This is a genomic window from Natronoarchaeum sp. GCM10025321 (genome assembly GCF_042663585.1).
Lineage (GTDB): Archaea > Halobacteriota > Halobacteria > Halobacteriales > Natronoarchaeaceae > Natranaeroarchaeum.
The window spans coordinates 2581538-2597067 of sequence record NZ_JBHTAN010000006.1 but is presented as its reverse complement, the minus strand read 5'-3'; the positions used below and the strand labels follow the sequence as shown (position 1 = coordinate 2597067).

Here is a 15530-nt window from a genome sequence, read left to right as displayed (position 1 = left end):
CTGTCGGCTGATCCGTCCCGCGAGTCGGCAGTTTTTTATCAGGCAGTGACAATCCATAGTCATTAACTACCTGAAATGGGTCAGCATATGCATCGACTAACTGTCACATTGGTCGATTCTGGGGGGGTGCTGGAACAGGTCGAGCGGGCGCTACGACAGGCAGTGGACGGCGTAGCCACGCGACACGTCGACGCGTCTGGAGCAATCTCGCGGCCGACAGAGACCGACTGCATTGTCATCCCCGACAGTTCCGAAGTCGACGGTCTGGAGCACGTTCGGGCCGTTCGCGAGCGGGTCGACTCGGCCGCGGTCGTCGTCGTCGCCATCGACGCAAGCGACGGGTTCGCTCGCGACGCGAAAGCCGCGGGTGCGGACGACGTGATCTGTATCCCGTCCGATGAGTCTGCGGACGAACTGTTCCCGGGCGCCGTCGCCGAACGGATCCGCCACGCCGCCGATAGGACCGATCCGTTCGCCGACGACGCGGCTTTGCTGGACGACCTCCTCGACAACATTCCCCATCGGGTGTTTATCAAGAACGAGTACGGCCGGTTCGCGGCGGTCAGCGGCGCGAAGGCGAACCATTACGGCCTCACCCGCGAGGATGTGGTCGGACTCTCCGACTTCGAACTCAACCCGGAGATGGGCGCTGAACTCCGCGAGCAGGAAGTCGAGATCATGGAGACCGGCGAGCCAGTCGTGAACGAGGTCGATGGCTACGTCGACGACGACGGCCGAAACCGATGGGTAAGCACGACGAAAGCGCCCCGCCGCGACGAGACGGGCGATGTCGTCGGGATCGTCGGCTCGACCCGGGACGTGACCGCACAGCGCCGGCACGAGGAGATGCTCAATGCGCTGCACACTGCTAGTAGGGATCTCGTCGCCGCCGAAAGCAGCACCGAGATCGTCGACGTTGCAACAAACATTGCCGAGGACGTCCCCGATATGCCGACCGTAGTGGTCGCGGTCGCAGAGGACGAGGGACTCACGTTCGAGGCTGCCTGCGAGCTGGACTGTGACTGTTACGGCCAGTGCGAACCGACGCTGGAGACTAGCTACGAGACGGAGGTCCCGATTGCGGTACTCGAAGATGGCGACCGCCGACGGTACGATGCCGTCTCGGAGGACAGTACCCCGACCTGTGTCGCCTTTCCGCTCGGCGACCACGGAGCGCTCGGCGTTGTCGATATGGATGATCTCCTCACCGACTCGGCCCTCGAACTAGCGGAGGTGTTTGCGGCGAACTTCCGGACCGCACTCGACAGCGCCGCCCGGAAAGAACGGCTCGCGAGCCAGAACGAGCGCCTGGAGGAGTTCGCCGGAATCGTCTCGCACGATCTCCGGAACCCGCTGTCGATCGCGCAGGGCTACCTCGAACTGATCGAGGGCAACCCCGAAATCGTCGGCGAGATCGATGCCGCGCTCGAACGGATCGAATGCATGAGCGACGATCTGCTGACGCTGGCGCGCGACGGCGAGATCGTCGGCGAGGTCGAATCGGAGCGTATTGCGGACGCCGCCGCCGACGCCTGGGACTCGATCGAGACGGACGAAGCGACGCTTGCGGTCTCCCAGGCTGTCGGAACGATCGATGCCGACCGCGATCGACTCGTCGAACTGCTTGAGAACCTCTTTTCGAACGCTGTGGAACATGGCTCCACAAGCCCTGCTTCGCACACTCAGCAGGACGCCGTGGAACACGCCACGTCCGGAGACGAGCGGATCCGCGTCCGGGTGGGACCGCTCGACGACGGCTTCTACGTCGCCGACGATGGGCAGGGGATCCCGGACGAGGTGAAATCGGCCGTCTTCGATCGCGGGTTTACGACCGCCGAGGACGGCACCGGCCTCGGGCTTCGCATCGTCGATGTGATGGCCGACGCTCACGACTGGACGATCGACCTCGTCGATAGCGAGTCGGGCGGCGCTCGGTTCGAGATCCGGGCGGAGTAGCGGTTCGTACTTATTCGAGATGCTGGAGAACGCCGTGGAACACAGTTCCACGAGCCCTCATCATTCCGGATGATCGAGGATGCGGTAAAACACGGTTCTACGAGCTCTCGATCACTCCAGATGATCGAGAACGCCCTCAGTATCCCCCGGCACCGGTTCGGGAGTGCCTCCGGCCGCGGCGGCCGCTTCGGGGTCTTTCAGCAGGTGGCCGGTCGTCAGACAGACGACGTTCTCATCGCTGCCGACCACGTCCTGCTCGCGGAGTTTGCGGAGTCCGGCAATCGACGCCGCGCTCGCGGGTTCGACGCCGACGCCCTCCTCGGCGAGCGAGCGCTGAGCGTCGGTAATCTCGTCGTCGGAGACGGCGACTGCGGTGCCGCCGGTCTCGCTGATCGCAGGCAGGGCCTTCGGCGCGTTGACTGGGTTGCCGATCCGGATCGCGGTGGCGCGCGTCTCGACGGTCTCCCAACGGCGGATCTCGTCGTTGCCCTCCTCGACCGCTTCGACCATCGGTGCGGCCCCCTCGGCCTGGACGCCGGTGAGTTTGGGTACCTCGCTCTCGTCGAGCGCGCCCGACTGGACGAGTTCGCGAAACGCCTTGTAGAGCGCGCTGGTGTTGCCGGCGTTGCCGACCGGGAGGACGATCCGGTCAGGGTAGTCGCCGGTCCGGTCCTGGCACTGTTCGAGTATCTCCAGACCGATCGTCTTCTGACCCTCCAGTCGGAAGGGGTTCAGCGAGTTCAGCAGGTAGACGTGCCCGCTCGTCGCGAGGTCCTGCACGATGTCGAGGCAGGTGTCGAAGTTGCCGTCGACTTCGAGGATGCGCGCCCCGTGGAGGCTGGCCTGGGCGACCTTCCCCGCGGCGACTTTGCCGGCGGGGAGCAGGACGAGCGTCTCCATAGCCGAGCGTGCGCCGTAGGCCGACAGCGCGGCGCTGGTGTTCCCCGTCGAAGCACACGCGAGTCGGTCGACGCCGAGGCGACTGGCAACCTGTACGCCGACGGTCATCCCGCGGTCCTTGAAACTGCCCGTCGGGTTCATCCCCTCGTGTTTCACGTGGAGATGCTCGACGCCGGTCTCGGCTTCCAGATCGGGCACCTGGTATAGCGGGGTGTTGCCCTCCTGAATCGTCACGCCCATATCGACGGGTAAGGCGTCGTCGTACCGCCAGACGCCGGTGCCCTCGAAATCCTCGAAGGTCGGGAGATCGGCGTAACGGACTTCCAGTAGCCCGTCACATTCCGGACAGGTGAACAGGACGTCATCGAACGGCGCGAGGGTGTGATCGCAGTTGATGCAGGACAGCCAGACGCCGTCCTCGGCCTCCGGCGGCGCGTCGGCCGCCGGCGCGTCGAGTTTCATACTCATTACGCGTGTGATAGCACCCCACCGGGAAAAGCGACGCGGGTTCCGCGGCGATTGGTCGGGTCGTCGAGACGAAAGGTATAGCATCGTCGCTGTCCGATTCCCCCGTATGACCAGCGAACAGCGGGAGCGTCGGTTCGATCATCAGGAGATCGAACCGAAGTGGCAACGCACCTGGGACGAGTCGGGCGTGTTCCGGATCGACGACGACGCCGCGGATCCGGAGTACGTCCTCGCGATGTTTCCCTACACTTCCGGGAACCTCCACATGGGCCACGTCCGGAACTACACGATCACGGACGCCTTCGCCCGGTTCGAGCGGATGCAGGGCGAGAACGTACTCCACCCGATCGGCTGGGACTCCTTCGGCCTGCCCGCCGAGAACGCCGCCGAGGAGCGGGATACGAACCCCCGCGAGTGGACGATGCAGTGTATCGACTCGATGAAAGAACAGCTTACCCGGATGGGCTTTAGCTACGACTGGGAGCGCGAGATCACCACCTGCGAGCCGGAGTACTACCAGTGGAACCAGTGGCTGTTCAAACGCTTCCGCGAGGAAGGACTCGTCGAGCGTCAGGGTGCCGAACTGAACTGGTGTCCCGACTGCGAGACGGTGCTGGCCGACGAGCAGGTCGAAGGCGACGAGGAACTCTGCTGGCGGTGTGGCACGCCGATCGAGCAACGCGAGATGGACCAGTGGTTCTTCACGATCACCGACTACGCCGACGAACTGCTGGAGTCGCTCGACGACCTGGACGGCTGGCCGAACAACGTCCGGGAGATGCAGCGCAACTGGATCGGCCGCCAGGAGGGCGCATCGGTCGAGTTCGAACTCCCCAACTACGGCGACGTCGAGATATTCACGACGCGGCTGGACACGGTCTACGGGGCGACGTTCTTCTCGCTATCGCCCGGCCACCCCGTCGCGGCGGAGATCGCCGAGGAGAACGACGCGGTCGCCGAGTACATCGACCGCGTCGAACAGAGCGACGAGGTCGAGGAGACCTCCGGCGTGTTCACCGGCGAGCACGCGATCAACCCCGCGACCGGGGAGGAGATTCCCGTCTACGTCGCCGATTACGTCCTCGACGACGTCGGGACCGGCGCGCTGTACGCCGTCCCCGCGCACGACGACCGGGACCACGCCTTCGCCGAGAAACACGACATCCCGATCGTGCAGGTCGTCGAACCGACCGAGGACGCGGATGTCGACCCCGAAGACGTCGACGTGCAGGAGGAAGCCTACACCGAGGACGGCCTGCTCGTCAACAGCGGCGAGTTCGACGGCCTCGACAGCGCCACCGCGCGGGACCGCTTCGTCGAGGCCTTCGACGGCGAAGACCGCACCGACTACCGCCTGCGTGACTGGGGTATCTCCCGACAGCGCTACTGGGGGACGCCGATCCCGATGATCCACTGTCGCGAGTGTGGGAACGTCCCCGTCCCCGACGAGGATCTGCCGGTCGAACTGCCGGAGTTCGTCCACACGACGGGCAATCCGCTCGACGCCGCCGAGGAGTGGAAACACGTCGACTGTCCCGAGTGTGGCGGCGACGCAGTCCGCGAAACGGACACGATGGACACTTTCGTCGACTCCTCGTGGTACTTCCTGCGGTACACCTCGCCGGAGCTGGAGGACGCGCCGTTCGACACCGCACGGGCCAGCGACTGGATGCCGGTCGACCAGTACGTCGGCGGCATCGAACACGCGGTCATGCACCTGCTGTACGCGCGCTTCTTCACGAAGGTCCTCGACGATATCGACCTCGTCGAGGGCGTCCGCGAGCCGTTCACCAACCTGATGAACCAGGGGATGGTGCTCGGCGAGGACGGCTACAAGATGTCCAAGAGCCGTGGCAACGGCGTCTCGCCACAGCGCATCATCGAGGAGTACGGGGCCGACACGGCACGGCTGTTCATCATGGAGGCCGCCCAGCCTGAGAAGGAGTTCGCCTGGAGCCCTGAGGGCGTCAAGTCCGCGAACGACTTCCTCCAGAACGTCTACGACCTGACCGACGCCTACGCCGAGGGTGGAGTTCCCGATGGTGAGGCCGACCGAGTCGCCGACTACGTCGACCGAGAAATCGCCGCGACCGCGGCGACTGCTACCGAGGAGTTCGACAACATGCGGTTTAACCACGCGCTTCAGGCGGTTCGCGAACTCGTCTCCCTCTTGCGCCGGTACGCCGAGCAGACCGACCCCGACTCAGATACCTACGAGCGTGGACTGGTCACGGTGGCGAAACTGCTCGCGCCGGTCGCTCCCCACGTCGCCGAGGAGTGTTGGGAGCGCCTCGGCAACGAGAGCCTCATCGCCGAGGCCGACTGGCCGAGCGCCGACGCACCCGCCGACTACGAGGTCGAGCGTCGGCTGATCGAGAACACCCGCGAGGACGTCCGCGACATCGTCGAGGTCGCCGGCATCGAGGATCCCGAACTGATCGAAATCGCCGTCGCCCCCGACTGGAAACACCGCGCCCTCGACATCGCGATGGACGCCGACGACGACGTCGTCGGGACGATCATGCGTGACGAGGAACTGCGCCAGCAGGGCGAGGACGCCGCCGACTTCGCGAAGGATCTGGCCGCAAGCGCCCAGTCGCTCGACGAGCAACTCCTGCCCGAGCGCGAACGCGAGGCGCTCCGGCGTGCGACGTGGCTGCTCGACCGCGAGTTCGACGCCAACGTTGCGGTGCTCAGCGCCGCGGAAGCGCCGGAGGATCTCGTCTCGAAAGCCGAACCCGGACGGCCGGCGATCAACATCGAAGAGTAACGTCGGCGTCGAGCACCCGTCCTTATTTCGGCTCGTGCTGATGCTATCCTATGAGTGCTGAGGATGCCGACGACGAGCCGTCCGTCCCGGAGAAAGTACTGCGCACCGTCACGCCCGGCGTGACCGGGAAGCGAAACATCGAGATGGACGCCCTCGGCTGGGGGATTCTGGTCGGGATGCTCATCCTGCTGGTGCCGTTGCTCCCCTTCATCATCATCGTCTGGTTGCTCACGAAGGTCTTCGACTTCGTGGCGCGGGCCCGGGGGGAGTGAGTCTTACACCAGCTCGAAGCCGTAGCCGTCGCCGTTCTCGCGGGCCTGCTCGTAGGTGACGTGAGCGGCGGCGACGTCCTGGATCGCCAGTCCGGTCGAGTCGAAGACCGTCACGCCGTCGTCGGCCAGCCGGGCGTCCCGCTCGCCGATCACGATGTCGCCGAGTTCGCCGTGGAGGTCCTCGTCGCCCAGCACGCCCGCGCTCCAGGGAACGTTGATCTCGCCCGAGTGGGTGCACTGCTCGTAGTCGTCGATGACCAGTTTGGCGGCCAGGAGCACGTCGTCCTCGATTTCGTGCTTGCCGGCCGCATCGGCCCCGATGGCGTTGACGTGGGTGTGGGTCGCGAGGTCGTCGGGGCCGACGACCGGTTCCTCGACCGGTGTCACCGTCGAGAGCACGTCACAGTGCCCCGCCTCGCTGATCGACCCGGCACGCACGTCGAAGCGCTCGGAGAAGGTATCGACGAACCGCTCGACGCGCTCCTCGTCGACGTCGCTGACGACGACCTCCTCGATCGGTCGGATCCGTGAGATGGCTTCTAACTGCGTGTACGACTGGACGCCAGCGCCGACCAGTCCGAGGCTCGTGGCGTCCTCGACGGCGAGATGGTCGGTCGCGACGGCTGCTGCCGCGCCGGTGCGTTTCTCGGTGAGCACCGTCCCATCCATGATAGAGAGGGGATAGGCCGTCTCGGGATTGGAGTAGACGAGCGTTCCGAGCACGGTCGGCAGGTCGTGATCCTCAGGATTGTCGGGGTGGACGTTCACCCACTTGATCGCGGCGGCGTCCCACTCGCCCGCATCCATGTAGGCGGGCATCGAGCGGAAGTCGCCGTTGTACTGCGGGAGATCGATGTAGGATTTGGCGGGCATCTGCACGTCGCCGCGGGCGTAGGCGGCAAAGGCCTGTTCGACGGCGTCTACTACGGCTGCTAACTGCGCGTTCGCTTCGACGTCATCGCCGTTCAGCAGTAACGTCTCCATGTCCGGATAGTTTCGCGGGCGGGACTTAATATCTGGTTCCGGTTGGCGGCCGCGGCGCTCTCGAACTGAAACAAAGAGAAAACGTGGTCGATTCGATATTTATCCGGCAGTCGTCTCGCGGCGGTGCCGCTCGACTGTTCGAGGCGACGTGGTCGCCTCGCTTACATCGCGCCGCCCATGCCACCCATGCCGCCCATGCCACCCATGCCGCCGGGTGCGCCGCCGGGGCCGCCTGCGGGCTCGTCGTCGCCCTGATCCGTGCCGCCGCCCTTGAGGTCGCCTGCTGCGATCACGTCGTCGATTCGCAGGATCATCACAGCCGCTTCGGTTGCGGACTCGATGGCCTGGGTCTTGACGCGGAGCGGCTCGACGACGCCTTCCGCTTCCATGTCGATGACGTCTCCGGTGTAGGCGTCGAGGCCGGCCGTGCTGTTGCCCTTGTCGTGCTCGCTACGGAGCTGGACGAGGGAGTCGATGGGGTCGAGGCCTGCGTTCTCGGCGAGCGTGCGTGGGCCGACTTCCAGCGCGTCGGCGAAGGCTTCGACTGCGAGCTGTTCGCGCCCCCCGACGGAGTCTGCGAACTGGCGCAGTTCGAGAGCGAGTTCGGTCTCGGGAGCACCGCCGCCGGGCAGGACCTGACCGTCCTCCAGGGTGACGCCCACGACGCCGAGGCTGTCCTCGATTGCGCGCTCGACTTCGTCAACCACGTGCTCGGTGCCACCACGGAGCAGGAGGGAGACGGACTTTGCTTCTTCGACGTCCTCGACGAGGATCTGCTGGCTGCCGCCGACGTCCTGCTGCGAGACGCTGCCGGCGAAGCCGAGGTCGTCTTCCTCGATGTCGGAGACGTTGCCGACCGTGCGTGCGCCGGTCGAGCGTGCGATCTTCTCTGCGTCGGAGGATTTGACACGGCGGGCCGCGAGGATGCCCTCCTGGGCGAGATAGTGCTGTGCCATGTCGTCGATACCGTCCTCGACGAAGGCGACGTCGACGCCAGCGTCGACGAGGTCGTCGACCATTTCGCGGAGCTGGGCTTCCTCCTGATCGAGGAACTCCTGAAGCTGGTCGGGGTCGGTGACGTTGACTTCGGCGTCGATTTCGGTCTCTTTGACTTCCAGCGCGTCGTCGATGACGGCCACGTTGGCGTCCTCGACGAGGTACGGCATGTTCTCGTGAACGCGGTCCTTGTCGATCAGGACGCCTTCGACGAGTTCGGACTCCTCGACTGCGCTACCGACGATCTTCTCGACTTTGATGTTGTCGGTGTCGACGGTGCCGTCGTCCTCGGCAACGTTGCTGACTGCGCGCACGACGAGATTGGCGAGGTGATCTTTCGCGTTCTCTGCGCCCTTGCCGGTCATCGCGGTCGCGGCAATCGCTCGGAGGCTCTCGGTGTCGTCGGCGTCGACCTCGATGGCGATGTTCTCGAGGATCGACTTTGCCTCTTCCGCGGCCTGTCGGTACCCCTGGGCGAGGGTGGTCGCGTGAATGTCCTGGTCGAGGAGGTCCTCGGCCTGCTTGAGGAGTTCACCGGCGACGACGACCGCGGAGGTCGTACCGTCGCCGACTTCGTCTTCCTGCGTCTCGGCGACTTCGACAATCATGTTTGCCGCCGGGTGTTCGATGTCCATCTCCTTGAGGATCGTAACGCCGTCGTTCGTCACGACGACGTTCCCCGTGGAGTCGACGAGCATCTTGTCCATGCCTTTCGGGCCGAGCGTCGTCCGGACGGACTCGGCGACGGCCTTGCCGGCTGTGATGTTCATCGACTGTGCGTCCTTTCCTGAGGTGCGCTGGCTCTCCTCGGAAAGTACAATCATTGGCTGGTTGCCCATCTGCTGCGCCATAACAACAAAGAGTTGATTGCCATTCTATATAAACCTTTTGCTACTATGATAGAGATCGTCCGACAGTAGCGCCCCGGTATGTGTTAGTAGTTGTCAATGAATGCTATTTATATATTAGAAACCACCCGTGGTGCCGGGCAGTGGCTCGAAACGGGCCGACGGTTTCGTCGTTTACTCGCTGTTTTGCTGCTCGGGTGCCTGAAGACCGCTCGCCGAGACGAGTTGCTGTACGGTGTCGAGATTCAGAGCGGCGATCAGCTCCTCGGCGTCGCCGTCCGCACGGACTGCCCCTGCTCGTGGGTACTCCTCGAGGATCTCGATCGACGATTCGGCCTGTACCTCCGTCTTCATCGCCGCGATCTGTTCTTCGATGAACGTTATGATCTCGCCCTGACGCTCCTGGAGTCGTCGCTGGACCTCCTGTTGTGCCTCGTCTTCTGCGAGTTCGCCGTCCTCGACTTCCTGCTGAACTGCTTGTTGTACCTCCTGCTGGATCTCTACCTGAAGCGTCTGGAGTTCCTCTTGATCGATGCTGGCAACGATGCCGACACCGTCCACCTCGTCGCTTCCATCCCCGTCATCGTCGAGTCCCAACTGCTCGGTACAGCCTGCAAGTAGCGCTGTCCCGCCGATACCCGCTCCCTGTAGAAACCGTCGTCGGCCCGCCTCGAAGTTGTCGACCATTCGCTCCTGCTAGCCGCCGGGTGGGGTTAACGCCTGTGGATGCGTCTGGACGACTTCGAATCCCGGATCGGCAAAAACTGCTGGAGGATGTCAACCGGTGTACTGGTGGTAGTCCATCCCCTGGCGCTTGAGTTCGTTGTGCTTGCGTTCGAGGAACGAGTAGACGGAGCCGTGCGGTGCACCCTCGATGATCATCTCGGCGGCCTCGCGGACGGCCTCCACTTCGTGTGGCGTGCCGATGGTCGCGAGCGTCGAACCGTAGATGACGACTGCCGCACCGGTCAACTCTTCCATCAGTTCCCGGGTCCGGCCGTTTTCGCCGATCAGTCGGCCCTTCTGTCGTTTGAGATCGTTCTTGTTACGCGTAGCGGCACCGATGTCGATGATATCGAGCATCATCATCTCGTCGTTGAGCAGTGCCATCGCGTCGTCGGGCGCAAAGCCGCGGCCGATCGCGCGAACGATGTCCGGCCCTTTGAGCGCGGTCACCGGATCTCCCGTCTTTTCGATGCCGACAGAGCCGTTCTCGGAGTCGACATCGAGTCGAACTTCAGCCCGCCGTTCGATCTCGCGTAGCGTCTCACCCCCTTCGCCGATCAGCGCACCGATCCTGTCCTGCGGAATCTTCACGTGTTGCATGGGTAGCGGTAGTAGTTCGACCTGTAAAAGCTTTCTCCGGCACGCCGTGGCGTGGGGCCATGACGGTCGTAACCTCCATATCGTCGCTTGCCGAACGGTTCCGCGTGGAGTTCGAACTCGGCAGCGCCGATACAGACGACGTACTCGCGGTTCGGTCTCTCCTCGATGCGGCCCTCCTCGACGTCGAGGGGATCGAGAGCCGGATCGAGAGTGGCGACGTCCTGACGGCCAGTGCTGACGGCCGCATCGTCGGCGTCATCGTCCTCGATCCCGCTGCGGACGCGACACACATCGCCGGAATCGCAGTCCAGCGACGGCGACGCGGAAACGGGATCGGGGGTGCCCTCGTCAGGGCGGCTACCGACCGCGGTCGACTCACCGCCGAGTTCGACGAACGGGTCCTGCCGTTCTACGAATCGCTCGGGTTCGCCATCGATCCGACCGGGGGGGACGGCCGCTACCGGGGCGTCCTCGACACGGCGTGACGGTACGGGCGACCGTCAATCGACCTTCGATACTCGCCAGCCTGTCAGTCCCGGCGACAGCGCGGCCGTCTGAGCGTTGAGGGGCGGAGCGTCCGCCCGAACCGCAGGTCGGTGCCGACGATTAGTCCTCGATCAGTTGCTCCTTCTCGCTACGGCTCAGTTGCTTGATCTCGTACTCCCGGGACATCGCCGCGGCCTTCGTCTCGTACTCCTCGGTATGCACCAGCTCGACGGGTGTTCGACCCCTGGTATACTTCGCGCCAGCGCCGCTGTCGTGTTCGTTTACGCGCCGCTCGACGTCCGTGGTGTATCCCGTGTAGAGCGTCTCGTCGGCACATTCGAGCACGTAGACGTAGTGGGTACTCATCAGTCATCAGTCAATCTCTACAACGCTAAAGGCTCCGCGTGGTGATCACCGCGCTGGACTTCCCGGAACGGAACTTACGCCTGCTGAGCGCGGAGGCGCGCTGCCTCTGCAATCCCAGCATTTGCCGAACAGCTCGGACACGCAAAGATCCGTCCGTATTCGTCAGCGAAGACGCGCTCGAAACGCTCGGAGACGTGCGCGTTACAGTGGTCACACGTGGGCATTGGGCACAACCGGCACGGATAGTACCGGCATTAAACGATACGGACTCTCGTGGTAAATATCTTTCTAAACCACCACCGTTCTCTTTTGTAAACGGAAAGTTTGTTTTCAGAGTTGTAAAACCCGGGCGGATTGGCGGGCGAGCGAGAGTCCGTCGCCGACGTCGTCCTTTCGCGCACCCTGCGGCATGCGGGCGGCGTAAGAACCGCTCTGGGACGCTCCGGAGCGTCTCATCCGACGCCCGTTCACCCCGTCAACGCCACTGCGGGTCAGGGCCAACTCGGCTCGGAACGATTGATTTCTCCCGCAACGCCTTTTTCTCCGGATAATCGTTGTGGATTAATAATGCGACCTGGTGCTGGACGCCCGTGAGAGCCCCGCTCACCGGACGATTTGAGAACGCTTATAAAGCGGGATTTTCAATCTGACTTCGTATGGCAGATCTAATTGTCAAAGCGGCCGTGAAGGAAGCGCTCGACGACAAGAACGTTGCATCGGACTTCTACGAAGCACTCGACGAGGAAGTCGACGAACTTCTCGAAGACGCCGCAGCACGTGCCGAAGCCAACGACCGGAAGACGGTCCAGCCCCGCGACCTGTAAGCCGGTTTCTTACTCTTCGATTTTTTATGATCGCTCTTCCAGCGCCAGCGCCCTACAGTCGCTCGACCGTCACGTCCTCTGCCGTCCCCACGTGTACCTCGTCGGCGAGGTCGACGAACAGTCCGTGCTCGACGATGCCGGGTATCGTCGCCAGTCGCTCCGCGAGCGTCCCGGGCGCGTCTATCGTCCCGAACTCGCAGTCGAGCACGACGTTCCCGTTGTCAGTGACGACCGGGCCGTCCTTTCGTTCCGCCGTTCGGAGCGACGACTCGCCACCTAGCTCCCGCAGTCGGCGTTCGACGACCGGTCGTGCTGCCGGCAACACTTCGACGGGGACCGCGTGATCAAGCGACTCCACTTGCTTGCTCGGATCGGCGACTACGAGAAAGCGGTCGGCCGCCGCATCGACAATTTTCTCGCGGGCATGAGCGGCCCCGCCGCCTTTGATCAACTGTCCGTCCGCGATCTGGTCCGCGCCGTCGATCGCGAGATCGACGCCCCCCACCTCGTCGAGGTCGACGACGGGAACTCCCTCTTCGATGGCTAGCTGTCTGGACTGGAACGAGGTGGGTACGCCTACGACATCGAGTCCGTCGTCGACGGCCGCCCCGATTGCCCGGATCGCATGGGCAGCGGTGCTCCCGGTGCCAAGTCCGACGACCATCCCGTCCTCGACGGCTGTCGCCGCGTGCTCCCCGGCGCGACGTTTCGCCTCGGTGGATCCGCCCGTGGTTTTCATACCGGACTCTGTGCAGGCAGGCGGCAAAAACGTTGGACATCCGGCCGGTCTCTTCCGGTGCCCATGGCGAACTGACGACACGTACCGCTCCCGACGGGGTGTGTCGTACTGGCTCCTGCCCCCGTCGGGCCTTCGTTCAGGACATGGCCAGCCGTCGCCGCGCTATCGTTTATAAACCCTCGGCGTGGATACCTCAGTCGTCGGCGAGCAGTCTCTCGATCTCGTCGGCCAGTCGTTTCGCCTCGGTGACGTGCTCGTCCGCCGCCGGGTCGTCGACTCCGCCGATCTCCGAGAGCAGGCGCTCGACGTGGCCGATCCGGTCTCCGATCACGTCGGTCGAAACGTCGCTCCCGGCGACATCGCCCGCGACGGCTTCGGCCTCCCCGATCCAGCGGCTTGCTTCGCGGTCGACCGGGCGCTCGGCAGTCGCTTCGAGGTGCGCGTAGAGGTCGTCGACGAGGTCGTGAACGCTCCCGGTCATTCGAGGCGGTCGAGTACCTCGTCGGAATCGTAGGCGAGCGAGAGCGCGCGCGAGCGGCCGCGCCCTTCTATCTCGGCGTACTCGGTCTCGACGATGCCCAGTTTTTCGAGTTTGTTGACGATTTCGGAGTAGCGCGTGTAGCCCAGATCGGTTCGGTCGTGGAACGCATCGTACACGTCGCCAGCCTGCTCGCCGTCGTTCTCCGCGACGACCTCGACGAGCGTCTGCTCGTTCTCGGTCAGGTTCCCGAGGTTTCGCGAGAGATGGACGTATTTGGACTTCTCGTAGGCGTCCTCGGCGTCCTGAACGTTGATCGTCCGGCTGGCGCGCATCTCGGCGTTCAGTCCCGCGCGCCGGAGCAGATCGATGCCCACGCGCAGATCGCCGCTGTTGGCCGTAAGCTCGGCGACGCGTTCGAGCACGTCCGTCGTAACGACGTTCTCGTGAAAGCCCCGCTTGGCGCGCTCTCCGAGAATGTCGAGGATCTCGCTCTCGCCGTAGCGGTTGAAATACACTTCTTCGGGCCGGAACACGCTCTGAACGCGTGTATCGAGTTCGTCGATGACGTCGAGATCGGGATCCGAGGAGATGACGATCACACCGATCTTCGCGCCGGTGTGTTCCTCGTGTGCCCGCAGTAGCGAGTACAGCGTGTCGGAGGCCTCGTTCTCGTAGAACAGGTAGTTCACGTCGTCGAGCGCGACGACGAGCACTTCCTCGTCCTCGACGAGTTGGTCCGTGATCTGGTTGAACAGTTTCTTGAACGAGATGCCGCTCGTCGGTGGCTCGTAGTCGAAGACACCCTCGAACAGGCGCGAGAAGACGGAGTACCGGGTGCCGTTGACCTGGCAGTTCACGCGGATCGTCTTGACGTCCGTCTGCGCGCGCAGTTCGGTGAACAGTTTCTGGACGGCGGTGGTTTTTCCGGTGCCCGGCGGCCCCCGTATCATCGCGTTGAGTGGACGAGAGCCACGCACCGCGGGACGGAGCGCGTACTTGAGACTCTCCATCTGGCTCCCGCGGTGTTTGAACGTCTCCGGAACGTAGTCGATCTCGAAGACGTGCTCGTCCCGGAACACCGTCTCGTCCCAGGACAACATGCCGTCTTCGGGATCGTCGCTCATTACTTTCACCACGCTCCCCAACCCACTTAATCCTTCGGCAGTCACGCGTCAGACGGCGGTTTCGGCCACTCTATCAGTTGAGCGCACTGATGCGCACGTCGCCGGTGCTCGACCGGACAGAGAGCCTGTGGGCCCCCGCACCGAGCGTTCCCTCGAACCGGCCCGACCCCCGGACGACGTCCTCGAACTCGAGACCGGACCGATCCACGTCGCCGGTGCTGGTGTCGGCGTCGGCAGTGACGTCCAGATCCGCCGATAGCGAGATGCTGATGTCGCCCGTCTCGGTCGTGATCGAGACGTCCCCGTCGAGCGACGGGAACGCGACGGTGACGTCGCCGGTATCGGTATCGACCTGCTGGAGTGTCGACCCGTTCTGGATCGTCACGTCCCCCGTATCGGACCTGATCTCGGTCGGCATCGCCGACTCCTCCATCTCCACCTCGCCGGTGTTCGTCCGGACGTCGACGCTCCCGTCGGCCACCCGGATATCCCCGGTATCGGTCTCGACGCTCGTCGGGTCGGGACCTGTTTCGGCGGTCAGATCGCCCGTGTTCGTGGAGAGACTGTCGATAGTAGAGGTAGCAGGCACTGTAACCTCCAGATCGAACTTCGGCGTCGAACCGAACAGCAACGTACCGGTATCGGCGTCGTTCTCGACGCGCAGGACGAGGCTCTCGCCGTCGCTGTCCGAATCGAGGCTGAGTTGGTCGAGTTCGTCCTCGTCGTTGGCGTGCTTTTCGCCCTCTACGAGAATGTCCTCGCGGTCCGTCCGCTCGACTCTCAGGTCACCGACGCATCCCTCGACCGTCAGATCGTTCGCTTCGTAGCTCCGCTCGAACGCTTCGGAGACGCCGCTGCCGATCGATATACAGCCGGAGATGGTTCCGATTGCCGCTGCGCCAGCGGTACCGAGGAGTGCTCGTCGGGATATTCGTCGTGTCATACGTCTTCGTACTGGTGGAATCCTCTTTAACACGGATTGCCAGTTAC

General features: G+C 64.0%; 15 protein-coding genes. 5 read left to right on the top strand and 10 right to left on the bottom strand.

Features of this window, described 5'->3' with window-relative positions; translation table 11 throughout:
* Window positions 1-87 precede the first annotated feature (87 nt).
* Window positions 88-1956, top strand: a complete 1869-nt coding sequence (locus tag ACFQL3_RS16225) for a PAS domain-containing sensor histidine kinase (RefSeq protein WP_377056183.1) — start codon at window positions 88-90, stop codon at window positions 1954-1956.
* A 111-nt stretch (window positions 1957-2067) separates the two neighbouring features.
* On the opposite strand, the gene thrC is transcribed toward ACFQL3_RS16225, so the two are convergent.
* The gene (gene thrC, locus ACFQL3_RS16220; protein WP_377056181.1) at window positions 2068-3324 is read right to left on the bottom strand and encodes a threonine synthase; all 1257 of its coding nucleotides are present in this window, start codon (window positions 3322-3324) and stop codon (window positions 2068-2070) included.
* A 106-nt stretch (window positions 3325-3430) separates the two neighbouring features.
* On the opposite strand from thrC, the gene leuS reads away from it, so the two are divergent.
* Complete coding sequence (gene leuS, locus ACFQL3_RS16215; RefSeq protein WP_377056179.1) at window positions 3431-6094, top strand: leucine--tRNA ligase; 2664 nt, start codon at window positions 3431-3433, stop codon at window positions 6092-6094.
* A 50-nt stretch (window positions 6095-6144) separates the two neighbouring features.
* A complete protein-coding gene (locus tag ACFQL3_RS16210) occupies window positions 6145-6366 on the top strand; it encodes a DUF7535 family protein (protein WP_377056177.1) in 222 nt (73 codons plus the stop codon).
* A gap of 3 nt (window positions 6367-6369) precedes the next feature.
* Here ACFQL3_RS16210 and ACFQL3_RS16205 read toward each other — a convergent pair whose 3' ends face one another.
* The 4 genes from ACFQL3_RS16205 to ACFQL3_RS16190 form a co-directional block, all read right to left on the bottom strand.
* Window positions 6370-7350 (bottom strand): ornithine cyclodeaminase family protein, encoded by a 981-nt coding sequence (locus ACFQL3_RS16205; RefSeq protein WP_377056175.1) that lies wholly within the window; start codon window positions 7348-7350, stop codon window positions 6370-6372.
* A gap of 161 nt (window positions 7351-7511) precedes the next feature.
* Window positions 7512-9185 carry a thermosome subunit alpha gene (thsA, locus tag ACFQL3_RS16200; protein WP_377057128.1) on the bottom strand — a complete coding sequence of 558 codons (1674 nt, stop codon included), beginning with the start codon at window positions 9183-9185 and terminating at the stop codon, window positions 7512-7514.
* Window positions 9186-9368: 183 nt separating this feature from the next.
* Window positions 9369-9881, bottom strand: a complete 513-nt coding sequence (locus ACFQL3_RS16195) for a hypothetical protein (protein ID WP_377056173.1) — start codon at window positions 9879-9881, stop codon at window positions 9369-9371.
* Between the two features lie 90 nt (window positions 9882-9971).
* Complete coding sequence (locus ACFQL3_RS16190) at window positions 9972-10520, bottom strand: KH domain-containing protein (RefSeq protein ID WP_377056171.1); 549 nt, start codon at window positions 10518-10520, stop codon at window positions 9972-9974.
* A 59-nt stretch (window positions 10521-10579) separates the two neighbouring features.
* On the opposite strand from ACFQL3_RS16190, the gene ACFQL3_RS16185 reads away from it, so the two are divergent.
* On the top strand, window positions 10580-11005 hold the full coding sequence (locus ACFQL3_RS16185) for a GNAT family N-acetyltransferase (RefSeq protein ID WP_377056170.1): 426 nt from the start codon (window positions 10580-10582) through the stop codon (window positions 11003-11005).
* 121 nt (window positions 11006-11126) lie between these two features.
* On the opposite strand, the gene ACFQL3_RS16180 is transcribed toward ACFQL3_RS16185, so the two are convergent.
* A complete protein-coding gene (locus ACFQL3_RS16180; protein ID WP_377056168.1) occupies window positions 11127-11372 on the bottom strand; it encodes a GIY-YIG nuclease family protein in 246 nt (81 codons plus the stop codon).
* Between the two features lie 656 nt (window positions 11373-12028).
* Between ACFQL3_RS16180 and ACFQL3_RS16175 the strand changes: the two genes are divergently transcribed.
* Window positions 12029-12196, top strand: a complete 168-nt coding sequence (locus ACFQL3_RS16175) for a DUF1931 family protein (protein WP_238478301.1) — start codon at window positions 12029-12031, stop codon at window positions 12194-12196.
* A gap of 52 nt (window positions 12197-12248) precedes the next feature.
* On the opposite strand, the gene rpiA is transcribed toward ACFQL3_RS16175, so the two are convergent.
* The 4 genes from rpiA to ACFQL3_RS16155 all read right to left on the bottom strand — a co-directional run bounded on the left by rpiA (window position 12249) and on the right by ACFQL3_RS16155 (window position 15483).
* Window positions 12249-12935 (bottom strand): ribose-5-phosphate isomerase RpiA, encoded by a 687-nt coding sequence (rpiA, locus tag ACFQL3_RS16170; RefSeq protein WP_377056166.1) that lies wholly within the window; start codon window positions 12933-12935, stop codon window positions 12249-12251.
* Window positions 12936-13128: 193 nt separating this feature from the next.
* Window positions 13129-13416 carry a hypothetical protein gene (locus ACFQL3_RS16165; RefSeq protein ID WP_377056164.1) on the bottom strand — a complete coding sequence of 96 codons (288 nt, stop codon included), beginning with the start codon at window positions 13414-13416 and terminating at the stop codon, window positions 13129-13131.
* On the bottom strand, window positions 13413-14540 hold the full coding sequence (locus tag ACFQL3_RS16160; RefSeq protein ID WP_377056162.1) for an ORC1-type DNA replication protein: 1128 nt from the start codon (window positions 14538-14540) through the stop codon (window positions 13413-13415). The genes ACFQL3_RS16165 and ACFQL3_RS16160 overlap by 4 nt, the downstream gene beginning before the upstream one ends.
* A gap of 73 nt (window positions 14541-14613) precedes the next feature.
* Window positions 14614-15483, bottom strand: a complete 870-nt coding sequence (locus ACFQL3_RS16155) for a DUF4097 family beta strand repeat-containing protein (RefSeq protein WP_377056160.1) — start codon at window positions 15481-15483, stop codon at window positions 14614-14616.
* Between the last annotated feature and the right edge of the window lie 47 nt (window positions 15484-15530).

Bases quoted from the DNA above. Each gene is read 5' to 3' on its own strand.
- ACFQL3_RS16180 (WP_377056168.1), bottom strand. From the start codon at position 11,372: ATGAGTACCCACTACGTCTACGTGCTCGAATGTGCCGACGAGACGCTC.
- thsA (WP_377057128.1), bottom strand. From the start codon at position 9,185: ATGGGCAACCAGCCAATGATTGTACTTTCCGAGGAGAGCCAGCGCACC.
- ACFQL3_RS16185 (WP_377056170.1), top strand. From the start codon at position 10,580: ATGACGGTCGTAACCTCCATATCGTCGCTTGCCGAACGGTTCCGCGTG.
- ACFQL3_RS16155 (WP_377056160.1), bottom strand. From the start codon at position 15,483: ATGACACGACGAATATCCCGACGAGCACTCCTCGGTACCGCTGGCGCA.
- thrC (WP_377056181.1), bottom strand. From the start codon at position 3,324: ATGAGTATGAAACTCGACGCGCCGGCGGCCGACGCGCCGCCGGAGGCC.
- ACFQL3_RS16160 (WP_377056162.1), bottom strand. From the start codon at position 14,540: ATGAGCGACGATCCCGAAGACGGCATGTTGTCCTGGGACGAGACGGTG.
- ACFQL3_RS16190 (WP_377056171.1), bottom strand. From the start codon at position 10,520: ATGCAACACGTGAAGATTCCGCAGGACAGGATCGGTGCGCTGATCGGC.
- rpiA (WP_377056166.1), bottom strand. From the start codon at position 12,935: ATGAAAACCACGGGCGGATCCACCGAGGCGAAACGTCGCGCCGGGGAG.
- ACFQL3_RS16165 (WP_377056164.1), bottom strand. From the start codon at position 13,416: ATGACCGGGAGCGTTCACGACCTCGTCGACGACCTCTACGCGCACCTC.
- ACFQL3_RS16205 (WP_377056175.1), bottom strand. From the start codon at position 7,350: ATGGAGACGTTACTGCTGAACGGCGATGACGTCGAAGCGAACGCGCAG.
- ACFQL3_RS16210 (WP_377056177.1), top strand. From the start codon at position 6,145: ATGAGTGCTGAGGATGCCGACGACGAGCCGTCCGTCCCGGAGAAAGTA.
- ACFQL3_RS16175 (WP_238478301.1), top strand. From the start codon at position 12,029: ATGGCAGATCTAATTGTCAAAGCGGCCGTGAAGGAAGCGCTCGACGAC.
- ACFQL3_RS16195 (WP_377056173.1), bottom strand. From the start codon at position 9,881: ATGGTCGACAACTTCGAGGCGGGCCGACGACGGTTTCTACAGGGAGCG.
- leuS (WP_377056179.1), top strand. From the start codon at position 3,431: ATGACCAGCGAACAGCGGGAGCGTCGGTTCGATCATCAGGAGATCGAA.
- ACFQL3_RS16225 (WP_377056183.1), top strand. From the start codon at position 88: ATGCATCGACTAACTGTCACATTGGTCGATTCTGGGGGGGTGCTGGAA.